A 26,408-nucleotide genomic window follows, 5' to 3' on the forward strand; every position below is an offset into this window, starting at 1 on the left:
TTCTCTAAACCCCAGCATGCTGGGGTTTATTTTTTCAAGCGACGCCAAACCCACATGCTTATTTCTGAACATACTGCACAGCAACAAAACCTATTGTTTCAACTTTACGAAACACTCAATATTGAACAACAAAAGCTGTTGCTGGTTTTGGCCGTCGTTTATAAACCCTTGAGTCGGGGACATATCAATCAACTTTGCAAAAAGCTAAGTAACCAAACTCAAATTGATTGGCCTTCTAACTTATTGCGATTGAGCAACCCTGATATTGAAGTGTTAGCCCAAAGTGGATTATTCAATGCAAAAGACGATGTTCACAAGGTCAATCCGCTTCTAGCTAATAAATTAACAGAGCTAAGTATTCAACAAGGGAGCTTTTTACCCATTCTAAAACTTGCTGAAGACGTTGTGCCCGTTTTACAGCTATATGATTGGGAGAAAACCTTCCAAGATGAGCAAAGGCTCGCCCGCGATTATTTCTATCTCAAAGAATTTAAGAGCCTAGAAAAACACCTACGCCTAGATAAAAACCCCCAATTAATCGACCATAAACGAAACCAAATTCTCCTTGAATGTTGTTTTATGCCGTTCAATGAATCGGCTTTTGCGGAGCTTCCTGAAAACATTCAATATCAAGCATTTGCGACTTGGTTAGCGTTTAGAAAGCAAAAAGGCGCATCGCTCAGCTATCCGCTTAATTTACTTAAAAATGTGTACCAACATTGTCATTTTTTACCGCTCAAATTGCTCTACGGCGAGCATTTAATGCTGCAAGGTGAATTTGAACAAGCTGAAGCCTTATTAGCAGGCGAGGCTAAGTCGCTCTATCACAGGCAAATACTGGCCACGATTACTTTATTCAACGGAAAAGTCAATGGATCAGTTGACGAGTTCGAACAAGCAATCAAACTTAAAAATAAGCTTTACGGGAAAAAGTCAAACTACTTATTTGGTGTGTTTGGGTTATTCCAAAAGTTTGCGCTGCTATTACAAGGTGCCGACAATCAGCCAAGTAAACTGACAAAACTCATCGAGTTGTGCAAACAGCAAAAAAATAATAAGCACTCAGACTCATTCGACAAACTCATCGCGTCTATATTCATTGAATTGGCTCAGGCTATTCAGAAGGCTGAACCGGCTTACTTAAATGACGTGATAAACAACGTTAAACATTCGGCATTTTCAGAGAATATCGCTACTTTGCTTACCCTCTTTGCTCAGCACTGGACTGCTAAAACAGCAAGTTTAAATAAAGAACACATCAATACGCTCGTGAGCAATTTTGATCAAGGCGAGCTGTCTCTTTTTGCCAATCTTACTCGTCAGTTACGTCATGAATCGACGCCACTTGCGATTGACTTTACCCAAAGCGTAAAAGCCAAGCCAAGATGGGATAGAGCTTTATCGCAACTGAAAGCACTTACTAATCTATCTCAACCCAAGAGTGCCCAATCAAATAACGATGAGCGTTTAATATGGGAATTACACTTTGCAGATGAACACTCCTACTTCACCGCACGAATACAAACTAGGTCGGCTCAGGGTTGGAGTAAAGGAAGACCAATATCGGCACAACGGTTATTAGAATCATCAAGTTCATTAAACTGCTTAACTGTAAAAGACAAAACCATTATTCAAGCTATTGAAAAGCTCTCTTTTGAAGATTACCGAGGTACAGACACTCAGTATCAGTTAACGGGTCTTAAAGCCTTCAGGGTAATCAAAGGCGCACCGAACATATACCTCAGAAATGACTTTACGATGCCAATCAGTATTTCTGAATACTCCCCCGCTGTACTTATCGACAAGCATCAACAAGAGATCCATGTTTCAATCAGTCATTTACCCAAATCATTAGAACGCGAAGCCCCAGTTTTCTCTTTTTATCAAATGCAGTCTGATGAATATGGCTTTAGCATCTTTGAAACCGAGCATTTAAAAGTGGCTCGTATCATCCGAGAAGAAGGGCTTGTTTTGCCTATTTCAGCCGAAGCAGAGCTGTTGCAAAGTGTGCAAGCCATAGCGCCTTTGATTGATATTCAAAGTAGTTTAGACAATAAATCAGTAGCAGATAGCCAAGCATCAACCACCAAACCAATCACTGCGAATAATAAGCTCATCATCAACATACAACCCTATCAAGAGGGTTTAGTGTTTACATGTATCGTGATGCCCTTAGGTGAAGAAGGTCCTGCTTTTAAACCGGCTATCGGCGCAAAGCATATCTCTGTATTAATAAAGCATGAGCGGCTAACCACATCTCGAGACTTAGCGTTTGAACAGCAGTTACTAGAGCGTTTAGACGTACTCTGCCCCGCCTTTCAGGCGATGGCAGATAACCAGCTTAAAGTTTCAGTACCTCAAGATGCGTATGAAGTGTTATTAAAGCTTGAAGAGGTAAGCAAACAAGAGCATGCCTCATTGCCTTTATTATTACGATGGCCGAAAGGTAAAACCCTTTCTTTATCACCAGAGCTACAAACGCAGCATTTACAGCTTGCAATGTACCGTCAAAATGAATGGTTTAATTTGCAAGGCGAGCTTCAGCTAGATGATGACAAAGTAATAGCTGTTAAGCATTTACTGCAGTTAGCCGAACAAAGTGGTAGCCGCTTTATCAAGCTAGAGTCTGCCCAAGTACTGTGCTTGTCAGAGCAATTAAAAGCTCGACTCGATACCATCAATATGGCTAGCGAGCACGGACAGTTTCATCCACTTGCAGGCAAAATGATCAATGAAGCCATGTCTGGTATGCGCATGAAAACCTTGCATAGCTGGGAACAACAAACCCAGCGTATGTTTGAAGCTGAAAAGTTGCAACCCAAGCTTTCGCCTTATTTAAATGCTGATTTACGTCACTACCAAATTGAAGGCTTTCAGTGGGCGATGAAGTTAGCTCATTGGGGTGCAGGCGCATGTTTGGCGGATGACATGGGCTTAGGTAAAACATTACAAGCGCTAGCTGTTATCCAAGCTCGCGCATCACAGGGAGCAACGTTGATCATTGCACCCACTTCGGTCTGTTTTAATTGGCAACAAGAAGCAAAGAAATTTACACCCACTTTGAGTGTTTTTAATTTTGCTGACAACCCTAATTCTGAATTTGTCGAAGCGCTCACAGGCAATGAATGTTTGATTATCAGCTACGCCATGTTGCAACGCCATATTGATATACTTAAACCCGTAACCTGGCAAACTGTTGTTGCTGATGAAGCACAAGCACTTAAAAACCCGTTATCGCAAAGAACACAAGCTGCTTGCGCTTTAAAGGCCGAGTTTAGAATGATCACCACAGGTACGCCGCTTGAAAACAACTTAAGTGAACTATGGAGCTTATTCAGATTTGTTAACCCTGGGTTATTAGGCAACTTAAAAACCTTTAACCGCCGTTTCGCTCAACCTATTGAGCAAAGTGACGAAGACCCAATAAAGGCCAAAAAAGCCGCCTTTGGTTTAAAAACTATGCTTAAGCCTTTTATTCTTAGACGACTAAAATCTGAAGTATTAACTGAACTGCCGCCACGCACACATATAGATATTCATGTGCCACTTAATGAGCAAGAAAGACATTTATATGAAGCAATAAGAGTCAATGCCGTCGAGAAACTAGCTGTAATTCAAAAAGAGCAAAGTATCGCAACACAGCGTATGCAGATTTTTGCTGAGCTAACCAAGCTAAGACAAGCGTGTAGTAACCCCACTTTAGTATCACCAAATGCCGACATCGAAAGTTCAAAGTTGAAGCAACTGGCTCTGTTGCTGAGTGAACTTAGAGAAAATAAACACAAAGCCCTGATATTCAGCCAGTTCATCGGTAGCTTGCAAGCGGTAAAAGCGCTATTAGAAGAACAGCAAACCCCTTTTCATTATATTGATGGTGCAACCCCTGCAGAGCAGCGCAAGCAAAGTGTTAATGCGTTCCAACGCGGTGAAGGTGAAATATTCTTAATAAGTTTGAAAGCCGGTGGCTCAGGATTAAACCTTACCGCAGCTGATTATGTTATCCATCTTGATCCGTGGTGGAACCCCGCGGTTGAGGCGCAAGCTTCTGATCGCGCACATCGCATTGGCCAAACAAAACCTGTCACGGTTTATCGCTTAGTCGCAGAGCAAACCATTGAAGAAAAAATCCTCGCCCTACATGAACATAAAAAAGAACTTGCGGATAAATTGCTTGATGAGGGAAGTTCAGTTGAGTCTCTCAGTGTTTCTGAGCTATTAGGCTTATTAAAAGAAACTTTTTAACGGTTGAGCTCATCAACTGATATGGCATTCATATAAAGTCAGTTTAGCCTGAGATCTGCTAGTATCTTTTCTGTGGCAGTTTATTCAAAGCTAACGATCAGGGAACAATTCAAAGCTAAAAGCGTTGATATAGTTAAACAAAAGCTAGAGTTGCTTACTAAGTTAACTCTAGCCTCAATATTCAATTAATTAAACTGGATTATCTCTAGTCCAAGAATATATTGCCCTTCTTCCTCTTGAGTACATCTCACAATTTTAGTGTGGGCATTTAGCGGTGGGATACTGGCACTGGTTGAATTGATATGAACATCAACAACTGTTTCAACTTCTAAAGGCTCTTCTACTGCAACTGATAACCCTGTCGCACTTAAATCTATACATCTACCAGTAAGTGTAATTTGCTGTTCTAAAATTGAAATTTTAGCCTCAGCGTTGACCATCATGCGCATAAAACGACGTTTATCTTCGTACAACATAAGGTACTCCTAAACCATTGATTTTAGTTTTTCTAATAATTGCTGCATTGAAAAGGGCTTTACAACATAAGCATCACATCCCGCATCAAACCCAGCTTGCTGCTCTTGCTCAGACTCTAGTCCAGACAGCATAACAATAGGAATATCTTTTGTTTCGGGCGTGTTTTTTAACAGCCGACAGGTATCATAACCATCTAAACCAGGCATACACACATCAAGTAATATGGCATCTGGAGGACTTGCAATAGCCGATGACAAACAAGTTTCTCCTGAATCAGCATAGCTTAATTCGAAGCTGCTCGACAAAGCCGTAGTCAACATTTCAAAATTAAAATATTCGTCATCAACAACCAACACATGAGGTGTTGGCTTTTTGCTGGTTTGAGTTGTCATTAGCAATGCTAGTTCCTTTTCAATACTCAATTTAGTTCCTCTTATTAAGGTAATTCGCTTAGCTCAAATTGCAAGCTGTTCACAAAATTAATCGCACTCTTTAAGCGCATTCAAAACCCGTTTAGCTGAAATTGCGTAAGGCGTTCCTAATGTTTGAGCAAACAAAGACACTCTTAGTTCCTGCTGCATCCAAAAAATATTTAATAAATCTGTAGGCACAGGTAAATCTTTTGGTACTTTAGATAACTTTTTATTATATTCCTGCGCAACTTTATCTAATTCTAATGTACAGAGTCTGTCACGATTTGGATCAACAGGTAGCTTTTCTAAGCGGCGTTCAATGGCTTTTAAATAGCGTAATAAATCAGCTAGTTTTTCGGCTCCATGCTTACTGACAAAGCCTTTGAAAATAAGTGATTCTAGCTGAGATTTAATATCACCATGTGCCGTGATCATGGTCAGATCTACTTTACCTTTCATTCGTTTATTAATCCCGTGAGCAACACTTAAAACCTGCTCAACTTGAGTTGCAATTTCAACCACTGCATCTCCAAGTTCGCCTCTTATAAACTCTTTAACTTGTTCAAATGATTGTTCATCTCTGATATCACCATGCTTTGCTAATAATGCGTCTACACCTGAAGCAATACAGTCGTCTATCAGATCATTAATTTTACCAAATGGATTAAAATACAAACCTAGCTTGGCTTTGTTAGGCAAGTGCTGCTGTAAATATTTAATCGGAGATGGAACATTTAGCAGTACCAGTCTCCTTAACCCTTGTTGATGCGCTGCCTGTGCCTTTATTTCATTATCAAACAGTTCAATTGCAGCACTCGACTTTTTATCAACTAAAGCCGGAAAGGCTTTAATTTCGTAGTTACCCTGCTTTTTAGTATATTCTTTTGGTAAATCACCAAATTGCCACTCAATTAAATCTGCTTGCTCAATGCCTTGCTCAGCTACTTTCGACAATGTGCTTGTTACTTGACCTTGCAATTGCGATTTTAATTTCATTAAATCTTTGCCATGTGCAAGTACTTTATTTTTATCGTCTATAACTTGAAATTGCATAACTAAATGCGTATCTAAAGTACTTTGATCCCATTGCTCTTCAGCTACACGAACGCCTGTCATCTTCAAAAGCCGGTTGCTTAAAGCGTCAATTAAACGCCCTTGCATTGGCTCAACACTGGCCATTACTGCATCAGCGTAATTAGGTGCAGGTACGAAATTTCTTCTTATAGTTTTCGGTAAACTCTTAATTAACCCGCAAATAAGTTCGTGCCTTAATGCTGGAATATGCCAATCAAACCCTTCATTTTGAACTTGATTAAGTAATGCCAGTGGAATATTAATCGTTGCACCATCCACTGGTTGACCTGGTTCAAAATGATAACTTAACGGCAAAATCAAATTACCCTGCTGCCATGTATCTGGGTAATCAAATTCAGTAATTTGCTCAGCACCATGCTGCATCAAATAATCACGTGTCATGTGCAAATAGCGTTTATCTTTTTGCTTTTGTTTCTTCCACCAGTGATTAAACGCCGCTCGGTTATTTACATCCTGCGGAATTTTTTCATCATAAAATTCAAACAAAGTGATTTCATCAACCAGAATATCTCTGCGGCGGGCTTTTTTCTCTAGGGTATGAATTTCATCTATGAGATCTTGATTATATTTTAAGAACCCCTCTTGCTGACCTAACTGATTAGCAATAAGTGCTTCTTTGATAAATAGCTCTCGACTCACTGCAGGATCTATTTGGCTATAAACAGTTCGCTTCTTCGATACTATGATAATGCCGTATAAACTTTGTTGCTCATAAGCTATTACACAGCCTGGCTTTTTCTCCCAGTGTGGTTCACTAAAACTACGTTTAACAAGATGCTGTGCAATTGGAGCAATCCAAGCCACATCTATTTTCGCGTTCATACGAGCATAGAGCTTACTGGTCTCAACCAGTTCAGCAGACATTAACCATTTTGGTGACTTCTTAAACAAGCTGGAGCCAGGGAAAATATTAAATTGACTATTCCGCGCTCCTTTATAGATTTGTTTTTCGTCTTTAAAACCAACGTGACTCAACATACCAGCCAATAAAGCTTGGTGTATGCTGTCGGTTTCAGCTTGATTATCAGTTAACTTCAACCCCATTTCTTCGCAAACGGAGGTTAGCTGATAAACAATATCTTGCCATTCTCGAATACGCATGTAGGCTAAAAACTCTTTCTGGCAGAGTTTTCTAAATTGGCTGCGACTTAAGTCTTCTTGTTGTTGTTCTAGATAATACCATAAATTTAAGAATGCTAAGAAATCAGAATCAGGATGCGCAAAGCGCTCATGTTTTTCATCTGACGCGCCTTTTTTATCTTGCGGGCGCTCTCTTGGATCTTGAATGGATAAAGCAGCAACTATGATGATCACTTCACGTAATGCGCCAAGCTTTTCAGCAGACAACACCATTTTCGCCAAGCGAGGATCTATCGGTAAGCGGCTCAACGAACGACCTGATTGAGTAAGCTTAGTCTGCTGTCTTCTTTTTGAAGGATGAACCGCTTCTAACTCTTCAAGTAATGCAATACCGTCGTTAATGTTACGGCTGTCTGGAGCTTGGACAAATGGAAACTGACTTATATCACCAAGCCCTAAGCCAAGCATTTGTAAGATAACCGACGCTAAATTTGTACGAAGTATCTCAGGATCAGTAAACTCTGGGCGACCTAAAAAGTCTTCTTCAGAATATAAACGAATACAAATACCTGAAGCCACACGTCCGCAACGACCTTTACGCTGGTTGGCACTAGCTTGAGATACAGCCTCGATTGGTAAGCGCTGCACTTTGGTACGATAGCTATAACGACTAATGCGCGCAGTGCCCGGATCAATTACATAACGAATGCCTGGAACAGTCAGTGATGTTTCAGCTACGTTAGTTGATAAAACAATTCGTCGGTGACTGTGCGGGGCAAAAATACGGTTTTGCTCTGCGTTTGAGAGTCTTGCATAAAGCGGTAAAATCTCGACGCCTTTTAAGTTGCGCTTCCCTAGTGCATCAGCGGTATCTCTGATCTCTCTTTCACCATTCATGAAAATAAGAATATCACCAGGACCTTCTGCACAGAGCTCATCAACCGCATCAAAAATCCCCTGAAGTTGATCGTTTTCTGCTTCACTTTCATTACCAGCCAAATCAAGCGTTGGACGATACCTCACCTCTACAGGGTAAGTACGACCTGACACTTCGATGATTGGAGCATTATTGAAGTGCTTTGAAAAACGCTCTGGATCTATCGTAGCCGATGTAATGATCACTTTTAAGTCAGGACGTTTCAGTAATAAGTTTTTCAGATAACCTAAAATGAAATCAATATTTAAACTTCTTTCGTGGGCTTCATCGATAATAATCGTATCGTACTGATTCAAATAACGATCGTTTTGAATTTCAGCAAGCAAAATACCATCGGTCATAAGTTTAACGTACGAATTGTCGCCAACCTGGTCGCTAAATCGAATTTTAAAACCAACTTCTTCACCTAAATCACAATTAAGTTCTTCGGCAATACGATTTGCCACGCTTCTGGCTGCTAGTCGACGAGGCTGAGTATGACCAATATAGCCATCAACACCTCTGCCTAACTCTAAACAAATTTTTGGTAACTGTGTGGTTTTACCCGAGCCTGTTTCACCTGCCACTATTACTACTTGGTTTTCAGCAATGGCTTTTTTTATCTCGTCTTTTTTCTGGCTAACAGGAAGTTGCTCTGGGTAAACTACTTTTGGTAGGTTTTCTAAGCGGGTAACACGCAACGACTGACTGGCCTCAATATCTTTCTTAATTGAAGCAATAACTTTGTTTTGTTTATTCTCGTCACCTATTTTCTTAACGCCATGCAGGCGTTTTTTAAAAATAAACTGATCTTTCTTAAGGCAAGTTTTTAGCTCAGTAAACAGCGGTCCTACACTCACTTCCACGACACTCTTTTAAAAATAAAACAGCCGCAAGTATATCAAAAAGCGTTTACTGAGCCTACGAGTTAAATTATCTAGTTAAACTGTTAAAACTCTATTACACATATCGATGACCGGACTCATAATTATCATGCAAATATTTATCTAACGCATGAAGAACATGAGCCCGAGTGATCACACCAACAAGTAACCCTTCGGTATCGCAAACAGGATAAAGCTTCGGCGTATTAACCGTCATTCGATCTGCCATTTGTACAATGCTGTCATCAGCAGAAACACATAAAGGTTCTGAATTCATAACATCAGCAACTACGCTATGAGATTCATTTTGATAGGTTGCTTCAAGCATTTTCTTTAAACAGTCTTGTTCAGAAAGAAAGCCAATAACCTTTTTAGTGGCATCAATAACAGGCCCACCTGATTGGCCGCTTTGTAATAATTTTTCAACTGCTGCCTCAATGCGCATATCTTGAGAGAAAGTCACTGGGCGATGATTTAAATAGTCTTTTACTTTGATTGAATGCATTTTGTCGCTCCATTAAAAAGCCAGCTAATTTAAATATAGCTGGCTATCATGGAGTTGCTCGTATTTTAAAAATAATTAAACTCTAAACTGTTACTTAATCGTGTTTAAAAATACCCACTTGCGTTTCTTGATTAGAAGACTTGCTTGCTCTATACATGCCTTTGGTATTAAATGGCATACTAATATTGCCTTTCGTATCAACAATGATCACACCGCCTGTACCACCGATAGGCATAAGTACATCGTGGATCACTTCTTTACCCGCTTGTTCAATTGACTTACCTTGATACTCAACTCTTGCACAAATATCACTGGCAACACTGTAACGAATAAAATACTCACCGTGACCAGTCGCCGAAACAGCACATGAGCGGTTATCAGCAAAGGTACCCGCACCTATTACTGGTGAATCACCCACACGGCCATAACGCTTTGCAGTCATACCGCCAGTTGATGTACCAGCAGCCAAATTACCATTTTTGTCTAAAGCGACGGCACCGACTGTGCCCATTTTATATTCGTTTGCAAGCGCTTGGTGCGCGGCCTGATAGTCTTTGTTGGTTTTATTTGCCTTATGGAGCTTCTTCTTAGCTCTGATAAGGGCTTCATAACGGTGTTTAGTATCAAAATAACGATTATCTACAAAGTCGAAGCCTTGCAGTTTTGCAAATTGCTCGGCGCCTTCACCACTCAGCATCACATGAACAGAGTTTTCCATCACTGAGCGGGCTAAATCTATAGGGTTTTTAAGTGTTCTTACTCCAGCTACAGCACCCGCTTGACGGTTTCGACCATCCATAATAGACGCATCTAGTTCATGTTCGCCTTCATAAGTATAAACAGCGCCTTTACCCGCATTAAAAAAAGGAGAATCTTCTAAAATTCTGACAGCAGTTGTCACGGCATCTAGACTTTCACCGCCTTGTTCAAGCACTTTATAACCTGCCTCTACTGCCTCTTTTAATTTTGCTCTGTAGGCTTTCTCTTGTTCAGGTGAAAAACGGCTTTTTTCAATCGTGCCTGCACCACCATGTATTGCTATGGCAATAGGTTGAGTTTTTGCAAATGCACTGATACTCGACACAGCAAAACCGATGGCGGCTAAAAGAGTTGCATATTTCATAATTAATCCTTGGTCTTTTTATTCATAGTGAAAAGACCATATTTAAAATGCAACAAAACTCGTTGAACTCAAATATCATGCATAAAAAAAGCACCCTTAGGTGCTTTTTTTTGCTAAATCAATAATTAGCTAGCTTCACGCTGTGCTTTTAAACGCGCTAGACGTGCTACTTGGTGAGTAGACGTTAAGAAAGAGAAGATAGGTGCTAGATAACCACGCTTGCGTAGCTCTAGGTATGCTTCATCACTTAATTCGTTTAGCTTACGCTCATCAACAAGGTAGATGCCATTGATGTCTTTTTTCTCACCAGCGATTTCAACTGTTAGTGTTTGTTGAACTAATAGCTCTTTCTCTGCAAGGTAAGCTGTGAATGCTTCAGTTACGCGTGCAAACTCTACATAGTTTACAAGTGCTTCTTTACGACGCTCTAGGTATTCAGTTTCTTTGCCATCAGCAAATAACGCATTACCTTCTTCTTCACCAACTAATGGGCTTGCTTCGTCAATAACAATACCAAATTGATCTTCTTCAGGGTGCTTTACAAGACCGAAAGGGTAACGCGCAGCAGCTAAAGGTGCAAAGCCTGCTGTCCACTTTCCGTCTTGTACAAAAAGGTTTTCACCCGGCTCTAAACCAAACATAGCAACTGGCTGGAATTGACCTGTTTCTGTGTTTTTAACAAATGCCATTGGGAATTCAGTTGCAACACGCGCAAATTCATGCGCAACTACTGGCATTAAGTGCTGTGATTTTAAAAATTCAACGTTGATGCCGTTTTTTACTTTTGTGTTGGCATGCTTCTCGTTATGTAAAGGCTGCACTTGTTGCTCCGCCATAATACTACTCCGTTCGTTTACGTAATTATTACTTTTGCCATAAGGCTAAAGGTTTTGTATCTAAATTGGAAGAGTAATTTTCGCAAAATAAAAAACTTTATAATTTGCCCTTAAACCATGTTCTGATAGTCATAAGATCGTTATGTGATAAGTTCATCAATATGTCATGCAAGTCATCAGGCAAATGAGATTTGGGATCAGTTTCAGTCTGAAAAACATAATAATTGAATATTTCTTTCCATGCTTTTCTTTCTTGAATAGGCAAACTAGGAATAAAAGACATTAAAAACACTAAGCTATCATACGGTAAGCTACCTTCGTTGTTTAATTCTTTCCACCAATAATTTAATAAAATATTTTCAGAGTCTAGTGATTGCACAGCATGCCACCACAAATTTGGAATAAACACAGCTTGACCAGGCCCCAATGCAACATCAACAGCATGTTGTAGAGCCGCTTCATACCTCGGAAATTTATCAAAGTCAGGGTTAAGAACATTAACCATGCTTATCGGAGTGCCTCCTGGTGTTAAAGATATAGGTCCCACATATAAATTCTGAATTTGATGGGTCGGAAACAATTTAAACTCTCTTCGTCCTTTCAGCACATGTGCAATATTGTGAGAAAAATCAAAGTGAGCTGCAGTATTACATTTGTTCCCTAGCCAAAGCCTAGCATCAACATCCTCTTTTAACTCACGGCACTGAAAAATTTCTTTAACAAAGTTATTAAAAACTATATTTAAAGGAATCGCTTGAGCTGCGTAAAAGCTTTTATTGGTGTTAGGGTCTTTTAGTAGATTAAAAAACTCACTAATGGAGCATGTATGATGTTCAAAATTTAGAGCATTTACACGATCATTGTAAAAATATCTGCCTGCAAACTCTTCAGCTAATTTTGAATAATGAATCTGTTCAGAAACTACATTTTCTTTAAGAATTTCTGTTATATTATTTAAATCAATTGAACTATGGCTTGCGTGATGAAAGTCCGAGATTTTTACCGGAAGGTTTAAATTAATAAAGGTTTCTAAATTATCAAAGAACTCCTTCCTTCCAACTTCTGTTATTGCCATACCACCTAACCCATATATTAAAATTGATTTATGAAACTATCATTAAGTAAAAAAATAACAATACAGAAAACAAAGATTAATGACAACGATGTCATTTATGTGATTGATAATTTTTTATCTGAGCCTGAAGACATAGTGTCTTTTGCATGCAAAACAGCTTATTTTAACCCGCCTGGTAAAGATGGTACTTTGTACCCAGGTATTAGGGATTTAATGCCTAGACCTTATGAAGCTTGTTTACAAGAGCTATTGAATGAGCTGTTTGAAAGTGAAACTTATATTCATAGGTGTATGCTCAGCTTAATAACTATCCCCGATGAAGAATTAAACGAATTCCAATCACTTCCTCATGTGGATTCTCTTGAAGACTGCCAATATGCAAGTGTTCACTATCTTTGCGATAGCCAATACGGAGGAACATCTATTTATAAGCATATACCTTCTGGTGATATAAAAATAACACCTAAAAATGTGCAACTGATGCAAGATGCTCTGAACAATAATAAACAGAGAGGATACCTAACAAATAACAATGATTTATTTGAAAGTGTCTTTTCTGTCGAGGCAAAATTCAACAGAATTGTCATTTATCCGAGTAATTTACTTCATTGTGCCGATATAAACAAAGCTAAAAGTATCTCAGCAGATCCAAAAAGAGGCCGATTGACTGTAGCCTCTTTTTTTGAAATATAAACCTGTCGAGTAGAGTTTATGGTTTTTCAAATTTTTGGAAAACCATTCTCAAGCACTTTTTTAATTAATTCACGTTGTTTTGGTAATCTATTTTTATATTCCTCAAACGTTTTAAGCACTTGATTTGTTTGATTCTCATAGCGTGCTAACTCATGATCACTCATTTTTAATTCTTTGAAAGAAAAATCCATCCCAGCTAAAACATATAAATAATTCTCTAAATCGAAAACCTCAAATTTAGAGAAGAAATCGTCTTTGCTAGGGTAACTTTTCATCCATAAAGAAAGCTTTTCAGTTAGACTAGATGGAATAGATGACATATCTCTATTATCAAGCCAAAACTGACTATCAGAGCGATTTGAAATACAGTAGTGAAGCTTAACAAAATCTATCACTCTTTCCCAAGTGTAGGTAATACGCTTATTAAAGTGCTTTGCAAAATCCTCTAAATCAGACACATGCTCAGGAAGTTTATTACAAAACAGATTAGCAGAAAAATCAGAAAGCAAAATTGCTGTTGCTTCTAAAGGTTCAACAAAGCCCTGCGAAAGACCAATTGCCAAACAGTTTTTATGCCAGGCTTGCTCCCTATAACCGATCTTCATGTCAATTTTTCTAACATTAAATTCTTCTAATGGACTTCCAACATATTTTTCAAGTTTTTCTCTTGCGGTATCTTCAGACATATACCTGTCGCAATAGACTAGGCCTATACCACGTCTAGTCGAAAGCGCGATATCCCATATCCAGCCAGCTTGATGTGCTGTTGATATAGTGAAAGGAGGAATTTCTTTGTCGAGATTAGGTACTTGAACCGTTAACGCCTTATTTGAAAATATGACATTACTCTTATCTATAAAAGGCACAGCTAACTTCTGACCTAGTATTAGACTCGTAAAACCTGAGCAATCAATATAAAAATCGTACTTTGTCATCCCATTTTTTTGTAGCTTCAAGGCTAAAATTCCTATTTCCGAGTCAATAGTCACGTCTTCAACATTATCGGAAATATAATTCACACCTAATTTTTCAACTGCATTTTCCTTCAACAGTTGAGCAAATTTATGTGCATCAAAATGGTATGCATAATCAGAAATACCAGTGAATTCAGCATCAGTTATATTTTTAGGTGCTAAATTTAGTTCAGCTAAATGCTGTTGAATTGACACCATTTCAGCAAAACTTGACCCTTTTTTCTTATGCCAAAAGGGCAGTAAATTGTCACCGAAAGGGAAAGGGTAATCAAAAAGATGGTGATAAAAATTTTTTTCACCATGCGTTTCTTTATCCATCCAGTTAGCGAACTTAATAGATTGTTTAAAAGTTGCATCACATTTTGTTATTAGTTCAGATTCACTGATCCCTATTCTTTTAAGCGTCTGACGAATAGAAGGAACAGTTCCCTCCCCGACTCCAATTATCGGAATATCTGGAGACTCTATTAGGGTTACTGATTTGGTTTTATCATGAGATAACTTGGTGGCAAGTAGGCTTGCTGTGATCCACCCAGCTGTTCCGCCACCAACCACAACATAATTTTTAATCTCGATATCTTTCATACATTGCCTCAAAGCTTCACAGAAACAAAGTTGCTTTTGCCCTGAATTTTATTTATAAAATCTGAATGACTTAGAACAGCATTGCAAGCTTGTTTTTTTCTTTCATCAAGATATTGAAAAATATCTTCAAACTCCCCGTCTATTGTGGGTATTTTTAGTTCAGGGAAATAATTCATACCATATAAAATATATCTATAGCTGGTATCAGAAAACATATGTGACGTAGAGTCAGACACATCAAAAAATTCACAGACCTTAGATTTCCACAGCTCTAATCTTTTGGATAATTCGGGACAAAAATCTAAAGTTTTGTGTACATCTCGCCAAAATTCTGTGTCCTTTCTATCTGAAAGCACATAGTGGAGCACGATGAAGTCTTTTAATTCATCATATGTTTTACACATAGTCAGATTAAAGTTATCAATATTACTTTGGCTGTTTCCTGAGAAGTTATTGTGCAAAACAAAAAATCTTGCAGCCAAATATATTAGGTGCAAACCCGTAGACTCTAAAGGCTCAATAAAACCACTTGATAAGCCGACAGAAACACAATTACCAACCCACTGTTGCTTCCTGCGGCCAACTTTCATTTCAATGTGGTTAAATTGAATATCATCAGGTAAATTAAGGTGGTTTCTAAATTCGTTTTCAGCAGTCTTAGAGTCTATATACCTACTTGAATAGACATATCCATTACCTGTTCGGTTCTGTAGATCTATTTTCCAAGCCCAACCTGCATTTAACGCATAAGACTCAGTATAACTTTTAGACGAATAACCCGCTTCATGCGGTGTTTGAACAGTTACAGCTCTATCACAAAACAGCGAGTCTCTATAACTGTGCCAGTTGGAATCGTCATCTACTTGACTAATTAAAAGGCTTCTAAACCCAGTACAGTCTATAAAATAATCTGACTTAAAAGTTCCTTTGGTTGTATCTAAGGAGTCAATAATATTACCACTGGAATTTACACTAGAAACATGTGCTTCGATTCGCTCAACCCCTTTTGCACATGCATAATCACGTAAATACTGCCCAAACAACCTTGCATCTAGGTGATAGCTATATGGCACGATAGATTGAAAACTTTTACTGTTCATTACTTTTGGTGTCAGGTTTTTTTGCGCTAAAGCATGGGCAATAGAAACACTTTGATCATAAGGCTTTCTCCGTTCAGATAATAACCATGAAGTTGCTACATCTAACCTTTTTTCTGCTTTTTCTTGGTCAAATGGATGCATATAAGTATGAACTTGGCCATCTTTACTCGGCGCGCACCAATTTTTGAATAAAATACCTGTCTTAATAGTGGCATTTGTATGTTTCATAAAGTCCATTTCATCAATACCTACTGCTTGAAGAAAGTCCTTTATCGCTGGTACAGTTGCTTCACCTACACCCACAATATCGATATCAGGGCTTTCAATAAGCCTAACTTTTACTGTTTGACCAAATTTGTTATATGCTTGATTAAGTAATACAGCAGTCATCCAACCTGAGGTACCACCACCGACTATTGTGATCGTATTCATACTTCACCTTTTAGAAACTAAAAAGCCCAGCATAGGCTGGGCTTAAAACTACTTGTTATATTAGAAACGGAAGTTTACGCCCGCTTTAATACGTCTTTCGCCTTCGAATGACCATGCTGGATAATTATTCTTCAGCTCATTCTTAATTGTTGATTCTGTCGGAGCAGCACCAAGTTGAATACTATCTTCTTCAAGAATGTTAACAACTTCAAATGTGAAACCTACAGAGTCATTTAAAGTGTATGTAGCTGAGAAATCAAGTGTGCCGTAATCGTCATGCATACGGTTACCGTAGAAGCCTGCGCCTTCACGGATCATGTACTCTGAACGCCAGTTATATGCTAAACGTGCACTGTAGTTATCAGCTTCATAATAACCAACTAAGTTAAGAGTATGCTTTGAAGAGTCTGAGAAGTTAGAAACTAAATCAGCATAGTTCTTAGCATCTGCTGTAGCATCAACAAAAGTGTAGTTAGCTACATAACCTAAACCACTCTCAAATGAGTTCTGCCACTGTAGTTCAAAACCGCGGATCTCACCACCAGTAGAGTTTCTCTGAGTACTGATTGTCCAATTATCATTACCAAAGTTATCAACAATACCTAACGACACATTTGGCTCTAAGCCTGCTGTTGTGAAGCTTGAAATATCTTTAATGAAATAAGTAAATGATAATAACGCGCTTGAATCATAATACCACTCTAGGCTTAAATCAGCTTGAGTAGCCTTGAATGGCTTAAGTGCTGGAGAACCCTTAGTTAACACTTCGTTGCCTTCGATGTCATCGTTATAGCCATCTTGTGATTGGCGAGCAAACATATTTGCGTAGTTTGGACGAGCGATAACTTGTGACGCTGAAGTACGAAGAATTAAATCTTCAGTTAGGTCAAATACAATATTAACACTTGGAAGAACGTCGCTGTAATCAGCTTTTTCTGTTGTTAGTGTTGTCTCATAAGCCTGGTAACCTGCTAGAGAACCACCTTCAGCGTATAAACCTGCAGCAATACCATCAAAATCTACAGCAAAAAAGTCAGACTCAGCATCTGTGCTAATATAACGTAGACCAAAGTTACCACGAACACCATCAGTTTCGAATTCAGCCATTACGTAAGCAGCAAAGTTATCTTCTTCAACTGTACCGTAACCAGAACGTAATAACTCCCACTCACCTAAACCACTTTTAGCACGCTCAAGTAGTGCATCGTAGTTCGCTTCTGGGAACATAAAGCCTTGAGAAAGTTGAAGCTGACTATCTAAATATAGCTTGCTTACATCACCAGGAAGTTGGTTAGTAGGAGCTACACGAGGGTTTGGCCAAAAAGTCTTTTCTTCAACAAAGTGGCTTGCATAACTGAAACCTGTTTTGATTGAAGTAATTGCACCAAAGTCCACATAGAACTTGATGTTACCTTGAACAAAATCTTCTTCATCTGTATTTGGTTGACTTCTAATAGACCAACCTGGTAAGTCTAAATCACCAACAAAATCATCACGAGTCCATGATTTAACTGCAGTATCTACTGCGAAGATTTTACCAGTTGCATCGTAAACACCAGCAAAATCAGACGCTTCACCGATACCATTACGTTGTGCTGCAGTGAAGTTAGTACCACCTTCAGATTTAGTATTACCGATACGCCCATCGATTACAAAACCATCACCAGTGTATTTACCATTTACTTCTAGAGTCTTTGAATTCATTTCTGCATCACGAACCCAAGTTTGACCCCAACTACCGCCTGCCAGTGCATCTAATGTTGTTTTAACACAATCACCAGTTGCATTAGTAGCTTGACAAGTTGGCATGTTACCTAGAGGACCATCTACCTCGTTCTCATCAACGCCACCGTTGCTGTATTTGTCACCGTAAGGGATCCAACGAGCAGCATCTGCACCTTGAGAGAAAAGGAATAATGAAGAGTTGATGTTGTCAGCCTGAAGGTCTAATGAAGTATAGTTCAAACCAAACTCCATCTCATCAGTTGGCGCATACTGAAGCGCAACGTTTAAAGCTGTACGCTCACGGTCTTGCTTAAATACAGTTGGAGCTACTGCACCACCCCAGTTTAGAATCGTTTCTGTACCACGACGTTGATATTCAGTGTCCTTACGAGACATCGCAACTAATGCACCAAAGTTTTCGTCGTCATTTTTCCAGCTGTATAGACCTGAAACTTCAGGGTCCCACTGCTCTGAAACAGAACCATGATCGAATTTAACACTACCGAAAACTGTATTTGCGTCTAGGTCTAATGGTTTGCGAGAGTTAACGATGATAACACCACCAACACCACCTTCAGGAAGGTCAGCTTGAGAAGACTTATAAACTTCAATTCCACCTACCATTTCAGAAGGCATTAATGAATAGTTGAAGCTTCTATCGATTGCTTGTTGATCATACCAGTTTGTAGATGCAACAGTATGACCGTTTAATAGAGTACGTGTTAATTGTGCTGAAGCACCACGAATAGAAACTTGTTGACCTTGACCGAATTGACGACCTACTGAAACACCTGAAATACGGCCTAGAGCTTCACCTACATCACTGTCAGGAAACTTACCGACATCTTCTGCTGAAACAGCATCAACTACTGATGTTGCAAAACGTTTAGTATTAATCGCAGCTTCTAAAGAGCGACGAATACCACGTACTTCAATTACTTCAACATCTTCTTGAGCCTTGCTGCCTTCATTTGCATACGCAACGCCCGATACGCCAGCAGTCAGTACTAGACCGATGTTGGCAGCGATTAAGCTTTTCTTAAAATTATTAGCTAACACAGGATTCCCCTTGAATCATTTTGTTTATTTTTTATTCACTTCTGCCCAGTGAAGATGACAGCGTTGTCATCTAATAACAAACCATACACCCTAAATTACAATTTCGCTACATTTTTTTTAGCAAGCTACTCAAAAAATATTCAACAACTTAACTAAGTAACTGAAAGTGTTATTATTTCAGGTGTATGGATGACAATTTGTTACAATAATCATGTTGAATATAGCACAAAGAAAACAAATGTGGATAGTAAATAGGTTAAGTCAGACCATTGAATCGAGCGCCACAACTTCCTTGTGGTTCTCAACTTCAATCAGTGTTAATGAGGTAAAAAGCTTTGGCAGAAGCATTCAAGGGTGATAATTACTCTCAATGACAGCGCTGTCATTATATCTTAGTTATGATATTTTTGTCTATGAGTTTTGGAAAAATGAGTTATCGCAAATAAAAAACGCGTCATTAAGACGCGTTTTTCTCATTTGAACCATTCTTAAGGTGCCCAGAATACCGTTAAATCAATGTCAGAATGAGCTAATACTGCTCTTAAAGGTATATCGAATTCAGACCCTTCTGTTTTAGCGTCTTCATAAACCGCTTTCTTTTCTTCTCCAGAAATAAGTAAAACAACTTTTTGAGAATTCGCAATTCCACTTAGCGTTAAACTCATTCGCTCTGTGATGCTACCCGTCACTTCGCTTTCAATGGCATTAATGGCACATACTTTATCTGTGCTATTTAGGCCATTTTCTAAACCGTTAGCATGAGGGAATAAAGAAGCTGTGTGACCATCAGGACCCATTCCTAGAATAGTGACGTCAGCCGTTTTTAATTCTGCATACGCTTTTTCGCATTCAGCTTGTCCTGAGACCGCGGAGTCTGCTGAGTTCTTCATCGTAACAAAGTTGGCTTTTGCTGCGTGATTTTGTAACAGCGTTGAGTTAATAAAAGCTTCGTTAGACTTGTCATGGCTGACGTCTACCCAACGCTCGTCTACCATAGCAACAGACACTTTTTCCCATGGAAATTCTAAATTCGCTAAATATTTATAGGCAGGAGCTGGAGATGAGCCACCCGACACCATTAATACAGCTTGACCATCTTGCTCAATACCTTGAGATAATTGAGATTCTAACAACTTAGCTAATGCTTCTGTCATTGCCGCTTTTGAATCGAAAAATTGCTCTGTTAGATTGGCCATTATGCGCCCTCTCCTACATTAAACCATTTATGTTTAGACTCTGCTAATAACTCATCAGCAGCTTCTGGTCCCCAAGAGCCCGCTCGGTAAAGTGCTGGCGTACCTTTTTCTTGCCAACGAGCAATGATCGGATCAATCCATTGCCATGCTCGGCGAACTTCTTGACGATGGATGAATAATGACGGGTTATTGGCTGCCGCATCTAACATTAGTCGCTTATACGCATCAGAGTGGAAACCGTTTTCATATTGCTCACTCAATTCAATGTTTAGCGTCACCGGTTGTAATTGCATCTCATGCTTATCTAACTGTTTCGACATCAGTGTAAGTTGGATACTCTCTTCAGGCTGAAGACGAATAACTAAACGGTTTGGTTGAACCGGGCCAACATTATTTTCATAAACATTGTGAGATACAGGCTTATATTCAACTACAATTTCCGCACAACGCTGCTTCATACGTTTGCCTGTTCTTAGGTAGAATGGCACACCAGACCAACGCCAGTTATCAATATGCGCTCTGATTGCTACGAAAGTCTCAGTGGTACTCGCACCTTCAGCAAGTTCTTCTAAATAACCAGGTACAATTTTGCCATCAAGTTCGCCCGGCACATACTGACCACGAACCACATTGCTATCAACGTCTTCTGAAACAAGCGGACGTAATGCTTCAAGTACTTTTAGTTTTTCTGTTCTAATACTTTGCGCATTTAGCTTATGTGGTGACTCCATAGCCACTAGACATAATAATTGTAGTAAATGGTTTTGTACCATATCACGAAGTGCACCCGCTTTATCATAGAAACCTGCACGTGACTCAAGACCAACCGTTTCAGAAATGCTGATTTGGATATTATCAATGGTTTTTGCATCCCATAAGTTTTCGAATAATGCATTCGAAAAACGCAAAGCCATTAAATTCTGTACTGTTTCTTTACCTAGATAATGGTCAATACGGAAAATTTGCTCTTCTTTAAAGAACTCAGCAATTCGAGCATTAATTTCTTCAGCTGATTGACCACAATAACCAATTGGCTTTTCAACAACAACACGAGAAGTTTCAGTAATTAGGCCTTTTAGAGATAAGATTTCACAGCATTGGCCATAAACCGCTGGCGGAAGAGATAAATAAAATACGCGAGATTTGTCATCTGCATCTGTATTAAGAATTTTATTTAACTCATCCCAATTATCATCAGCTTCAGTTACATTTATAACGACAGGAATTAAATAAGTTGAAAATGCCTGCCAATCTTTTTCATTGAATTCGCCTTCTGCTAAAAAAGACTTTAAAGCCTGGTGTGCCGTATCAATATAATCTTTTTGTTGTTCTTGTCCACGGACTGTAGGCAAAATACGAGAGCCTTCCGGTAAGTTGCCTTCTTGATAAGCTCTATACATCGCAGGCAATAGTTTACGAAGTGCTAAATCACCGCCGCCACCAAAAATTACAATATCAAAAGGGTTAAGCATAATTTACTCTCTACATGGTTAGGCGCGACAATTGCGTTGGCACGCTTCATATTTGCTTGTTGGATAGTTTACCAAGCAAGCTTGGTTTGGGGTATTGAATTCGTTTGCATTTCACGGGGGCTGGTTTGTATGAAAATGCTAAAATGAGTCTTAGGGGCTCTGTAATTCCTCTCACAAAAATACAGGCCCTAAGAACTCCAGCGCTACCCGTTCAAAGGTATTGTTTTCACTTTGCGTGAAATCGGTGTGCCTCGGATGAGGCAAAATCCATTATCGATTTTGCTTATAGTAAGCAATTAATCCTGATGTCGAGCTATCATGTTGGTGCTCAACATTTTCTTCTGTTAACTCTTTTTCAATAGCTGATGCTAAGCCTTTGCCAAGCTCTACACCCCATTGATCAAAAGAGCAAATCTCTAAAATTACACCTTGGCAGAAAATTTTGTGTTCATACAAGGCGATTAATCGACCCACTGCTTTAGCATCAACTACATCTAATATCATAGATGTTGTTGGACGATTACCTTGGTGAATTTTATGCGCAATTAATTGCTCAATTTCTGCTTCAGATTTGCCTTTTGCAGTTAAATCTGCACGAACCTGCTCAGCATCAACACCCGCCATCATGGCTTCAGTTTGTGCGAAGAAGTTCGATAATAAAATATCGTGATGCTGACCAATTTTATGCTGTGGTTTCAACGACGCAATAAAATCAGCAGGTACAATCGTATTACCTTGGTGTAAGTACTGATAAAATGCGTGCTGACCATTAATACCTGTCATACCCCAAATAAGCGGGACAGTTGTATATGGCACTTGGCGACCATCAAATGACACGTGCTTACCATTACTTTCCATCTCACCCTGTTGTAAGTAAGCTGGAAGCATATGTAGCGCTTGATCGTAAGGTAAAATTGCTTGCGCTGCGTGACCTAAAAAGCTGGTATTCCAAACGCTTAAAAGTGCCATGACTAGAGGAATATTGTCTTCAAATTTAGCCATTTTGAAGTGCTCGTCGATTTCGAAAGCGCCTTCCAACACAGCTTCAAACTGCTCGTAACCTAAATAAAGTGCGATTGGTAAGCCGATAGCGCTCCAAAGAGAGAAGCGACCACCAACCCAATCCCACATGGTAAATACATTTTCGTCTGCTATACCAAACGCACGTGTTTTCTCTAGGTTGGTACTTACGGCAACGAAGTGCTTTGCAATGTCAGCTTTTGATGCATCAGACTCTAAGAACCACGCAACAGATGAACGTGCATTGGTCATTGTTTCAGACGTTGTAAACGTTTTTGAAGAAATCACAAATAACGTCGTCTCAGGGTTTAAGCCTGCAAGTGCTTGGTATAACTGAACACCATCAACGTTCGAAACATAATGTACATTTAACGTGTCATCAGCGTAAGCTTTTAACGCTTCAGTTGCCATTTGAGGGCCTAGGTTAGAACCACCGACACCAATTGCAACAACATCTTTTACTGACTCGCCTGTAAAGCCTAACCACTCACCTGAACGCACTTTTTCAGTGAATGCTTTAATTTTTTCAAGTTCGGCGTTTACTAATGGCATGACATCTTCACCATCTACTTCAACCACTGAATTTGAACGATTTCTTAGTGCAGTATGTAACACAGCTCTGTCTTCAGTGATGTTAATTTTCTCACCTGAAAACATTTTTTCGCGCCAAGCTGCAATATCGCATTGCTCGGCAAGTTGAATCAATTGAGAAAATGCAGCATCATCAATAAGTTGTTTAGAGAAGTCAAAAAGAAGGCCAGGAACCTGAGTAGAAAACTTTTCAAAACGCTTATTGTCATTAGCAAACAACGTTTTAAGATGTTGTTGCTTTAAGCTTTCTGCTGATTTTTCGAGTGCTTGCCAGCTACTTAGTTCACTTCGGCAGTTCATAATTAGTTCCTCTAAACACGATTGTGCACATACTTAAAAATTGAAAACGGCACTAGTTTTATTTTTATGCGTTAACCATAAGTTAAATTGACAGCGCTGTCAATTGGCTAATTTCCAATTTTAGAATGTGGATAATACCTGAATATTTTAAAAATGACACCGGTATCAGTTAAATATTTATTTACAGATATGATGCTATTTTTTTCCTTTCCTGGTTAAAATAGTGAATCATCATTACCATTTAATGAAATATGAGCCCGTTTTGCTCTCTCACAATATAGAATAATAAATTATGAAAGTGACTATAAATGATGTCGCCAAGCTAGCTGGCGTATCGATGAAAACAGTTTCGCGAGTTATCAATAAAGAACCATCAGTACGCAAGAAAACGTACGATATAGTAATGAGCGCGGTTAAAGAGCTTAATTACCAACCAAACATCGCTGCGCGCAACTTAGCTGGTACATCTTCCTTCGCTGTCGCTTTAGTTTATGATAATCCCAATGCTTATTATGTAATCGATATGCAAAATGGTGTGCTTTCTCGCTGTAAAGATGAAGGCTATGAACTAGTTATCCATCCGTGCAGTAGCACTGATGCTCAGATGCAAGATGAATTTAAAACCATGATCCAACGCTCTCGTCTTGCAGGCTTAGTACTTACCCCGCCTCTCTCAGAGCAACAAGATATTATTAATTTGTTAGATGAGATGAGTATGCCTTACGTCAGATTATTATCTGGAAGAGAAGAGCAAAATGAAGGTAAGAATAACTCAATCCTTGTAAATGACTTTGCAGCAGCATACGAAATCACTGAACACCACATTCATCATGGCCACAAAAACATCGCTTTTGTTTTAGGCGATAAAGAGCATAAATCGACAACTGAACGTTTTGCAGGTTATTTGCAGGCTCTCAAAGATAATGATTTGTCATTTAACCCTTCTCTTGTTTTTGAAGGACATTACTCTTTCGAGTCGGGTGTAAATGGCGCTAAACACTTGTTAGCTGATAATAATAAGCTTGGTGTGACAGCTATACTAGGTGGTAACGATGAGGTTGCAGCTGGTGCTTTATTTGCTGCTAGGTTGATGAATATTGAGATCCCAGCTCAATTGTCTATATCCGGATTCGAAGACTCTCCGTTCTCTCGTCAAACATGGCCAAAATTAACAACCGCTCACCAGGCAAATAATGTTATTTCAGAACATGCTGCTCGACTATTATTCAGTAAAACAAGAAGTAGCCGAAAACAAGAAAAAGACATAATCACAAACTTTACGCCTTCGATTGTGGTCAGAGAAAGCACTGGCCCAGCACCACTCTAAGCGGTATTTAACGAGCTGGAGCCTCACTAAGTTTTCAATAAAAAAGCGCCGAAAGGCGCTTTTTTATTGGCTATAATTTGCAAAAAACCGTTGCATCTTATCCATAGCCGGAACAAGTTCATCTTTATGCGGTAAGAAAACTAACCTGAAATGATCTGGTCTAGGCCAATTAAATGCTCGGCCATGAACCAACAATATCTTTTCTTGCTTTAATAGATCTAACATCATTTTTTCATCATTCGTGACATTAAACTTTTCAACGTCTATTTTAGCAAAGGCATACAGTGCCCCCTTTGGTTTCACACAACTGATCCCTTCAATTGCATTTAACCCGTTATACGCAATATTTCTTTGTTCAAATAACCTACCGCCGGGTTCAATTAAACTATCTATGGATTGAACACCGCCAAGTGCTTGCTGGATAGCAAACTGAGCAGGCACATTGGCACACAATCGCATTGAAGCCAAAATATCGAGTCCAGTTATAAGATCACTCATGGCTTCTATATTGCCGCTGAGTATCATCCAACCCATTCTGAGACCCGCAGCACGATATGTCTTGGCTAAACCATTAAAAGTAATAACTGGTAAATCGTCACATAATGCTGCAATTGAAAAATGCTCTACCCCATCGTAAAGGATCTTCTCATATATTTCGTCACTTAAGATCAGTAATTGATGTTCTCTTGCAACCTTAACTAATTCTTCTAACAGTGCTTTCTCATATACTGCACCAGTTGGGTTATTCGGATTAATTAAAACAATTGCCTTGGTTTTATCTGTAATTTTTGAGCGTATATCGGCAATATCAGGAAACCAATCTTGCTCTTCATCACATAAATAGTGAACTGGTTTGCCACCAGACAACTTCACTGATGCCGTCCATAGAGGATAATCAGGCGCGGGGATCAATACTTCATCACCAGAATTTAATAACGCCTGCGTCGTCATTTGGATAAGTTCGCTGACACCATTGCCAATATAGATATTGTCTACACTAATATGAGGTAATTGCTTTTGTTGGTAATGCTGATAAACAGCAACGCGAGCAGAATATAACCCTTTAGAATCACAGTAACCTTGCGCTGAATAAAGATTACGAATGATATCTCGATGCATATCTTCTGGCATATCAAAACCAAATGCAGCAGGGTTGCCAACATTTAATTTTAATACTTTCAGACCATCGTCTTCCATTTGTTTTGCCTGTTGTAATACAGGACCACGAATATCATAGCAAACGCCATGTAATTTATTGCTTTTTGTGATTTTAGACATATATCCCCCC

The 26,408-nt window shown here is 39.1% G+C and carries 17 protein-coding genes; 3 read left to right on the forward strand and 14 right to left on the reverse strand.

Translation table 11 applies throughout. From position 1 onward, the window contains the following. The first annotated feature begins 54 nt into the window (after positions 1-54). A complete protein-coding gene (locus CWB72_RS09985) occupies positions 55-4,242 on the forward strand; it encodes a DEAD/DEAH box helicase (RefSeq protein ID WP_138631073.1) in 4,188 nt (1,395 codons plus the stop codon). A gap of 185 nt (positions 4,243-4,427) precedes the next feature. Here the strand turns inward: CWB72_RS09985 and CWB72_RS09990 are convergent, their stop codons facing one another. The 7 genes from CWB72_RS09990 to CWB72_RS10020 form a co-directional block, all read right to left on the reverse strand. Continuing rightward, positions 4,428-4,718 (reverse strand): PilZ domain-containing protein, encoded by a 291-nt coding sequence (locus tag CWB72_RS09990; protein WP_130256466.1) that lies wholly within the window; start codon positions 4,716-4,718, stop codon positions 4,428-4,430. Between the two features lie 9 nt (positions 4,719-4,727). After that, positions 4,728-5,111, reverse strand: coding sequence for a response regulator (locus CWB72_RS09995; protein WP_138567915.1), 384 nt, complete (start codon positions 5,109-5,111; stop codon positions 4,728-4,730). Positions 5,112-5,198: 87 nt separating this feature from the next. Further along, positions 5,199-9,083, reverse strand: a complete 3,885-nt coding sequence (gene hrpA, locus CWB72_RS10000; RefSeq protein WP_138631444.1) for an ATP-dependent RNA helicase HrpA — start codon at positions 9,081-9,083, stop codon at positions 5,199-5,201. A 100-nt stretch (positions 9,084-9,183) separates the two neighbouring features. Then, positions 9,184-9,612 (reverse strand): CBS domain-containing protein, encoded by a 429-nt coding sequence (locus CWB72_RS10005; RefSeq protein WP_130256465.1) that lies wholly within the window; start codon positions 9,610-9,612, stop codon positions 9,184-9,186. A gap of 94 nt (positions 9,613-9,706) precedes the next feature. Further along, the gene (locus tag CWB72_RS10010; protein WP_138631075.1) at positions 9,707-10,735 is read right to left on the reverse strand and encodes an isoaspartyl peptidase/L-asparaginase family protein; all 1,029 of its coding nucleotides are present in this window, start codon (positions 10,733-10,735) and stop codon (positions 9,707-9,709) included. 125 nt (positions 10,736-10,860) lie between these two features. Continuing rightward, positions 10,861-11,571 (reverse strand): SapC family protein, encoded by a 711-nt coding sequence (locus CWB72_RS10015; protein WP_130256463.1) that lies wholly within the window; start codon positions 11,569-11,571, stop codon positions 10,861-10,863. A 97-nt stretch (positions 11,572-11,668) separates the two neighbouring features. Continuing rightward, the gene (locus CWB72_RS10020; RefSeq protein ID WP_138631077.1) at positions 11,669-12,646 is read right to left on the reverse strand and encodes a cupin-like domain-containing protein; all 978 of its coding nucleotides are present in this window, start codon (positions 12,644-12,646) and stop codon (positions 11,669-11,671) included. 30 nt (positions 12,647-12,676) lie between these two features. Between CWB72_RS10020 and CWB72_RS10025 the strand changes: the two genes are divergently transcribed. Beyond that, entirely contained in the window at positions 12,677-13,339 is a 663-nt protein-coding gene (locus CWB72_RS10025) for a DUF6445 family protein (protein WP_138631079.1), read from the forward strand. Positions 13,340-13,365: 26 nt separating this feature from the next. Here CWB72_RS10025 and CWB72_RS10030 read toward each other — a convergent pair whose 3' ends face one another. The 6 genes from CWB72_RS10030 to pgi form a co-directional block, all read right to left on the reverse strand. Continuing rightward, positions 13,366-14,898, reverse strand: a complete 1,533-nt coding sequence (locus tag CWB72_RS10030) for a tryptophan halogenase family protein (protein WP_252371525.1) — start codon at positions 14,896-14,898, stop codon at positions 13,366-13,368. An 8-nt stretch (positions 14,899-14,906) separates the two neighbouring features. Continuing rightward, on the reverse strand, positions 14,907-16,430 hold the full coding sequence (locus CWB72_RS10035) for a tryptophan halogenase family protein (RefSeq protein WP_138567903.1): 1,524 nt from the start codon (positions 16,428-16,430) through the stop codon (positions 14,907-14,909). Between the two features lie 60 nt (positions 16,431-16,490). After that, positions 16,491-19,214: a TonB-dependent receptor gene (locus tag CWB72_RS10040; protein WP_138631081.1), complete on the reverse strand. Its 2,724-nt coding sequence runs from the start codon at positions 19,212-19,214 to the stop codon at positions 16,491-16,493. Between the two features lie 488 nt (positions 19,215-19,702). Beyond that, the gene (gene pgl / locus CWB72_RS10045; protein ID WP_138631083.1) at positions 19,703-20,410 is read right to left on the reverse strand and encodes a 6-phosphogluconolactonase; all 708 of its coding nucleotides are present in this window, start codon (positions 20,408-20,410) and stop codon (positions 19,703-19,705) included. Next, on the reverse strand, positions 20,410-21,882 hold the full coding sequence (zwf, locus tag CWB72_RS10050; protein ID WP_138631085.1) for a glucose-6-phosphate dehydrogenase: 1,473 nt from the start codon (positions 21,880-21,882) through the stop codon (positions 20,410-20,412). The genes pgl and zwf overlap by 1 nt, the downstream gene beginning before the upstream one ends. A 270-nt stretch (positions 21,883-22,152) precedes the next feature. After that, complete coding sequence (pgi, locus tag CWB72_RS10055; RefSeq protein ID WP_138631087.1) at positions 22,153-23,793, reverse strand: glucose-6-phosphate isomerase; 1,641 nt, start codon at positions 23,791-23,793, stop codon at positions 22,153-22,155. 292 nt (positions 23,794-24,085) lie between these two features. Here pgi and CWB72_RS10060 point away from each other — a divergent pair, with 292 nt between their 5' ends. Beyond that, positions 24,086-25,120 (forward strand): LacI family DNA-binding transcriptional regulator, encoded by a 1,035-nt coding sequence (locus tag CWB72_RS10060; RefSeq protein ID WP_138631089.1) that lies wholly within the window; start codon positions 24,086-24,088, stop codon positions 25,118-25,120. Between the two features lie 63 nt (positions 25,121-25,183). Here the strand turns inward: CWB72_RS10060 and CWB72_RS10065 are convergent, their stop codons facing one another. Continuing rightward, entirely contained in the window at positions 25,184-26,398 is a 1,215-nt protein-coding gene (locus CWB72_RS10065) for a pyridoxal phosphate-dependent aminotransferase (protein WP_138631091.1), read from the reverse strand. Between the last annotated feature and the right edge of the window lie 10 nt (positions 26,399-26,408).

This window comes from Pseudoalteromonas phenolica, assembly GCF_005886345.1.
GTDB classification, from domain to species: domain Bacteria; phylum Pseudomonadota; class Gammaproteobacteria; order Enterobacterales; family Alteromonadaceae; genus Pseudoalteromonas; species Pseudoalteromonas phenolica_A.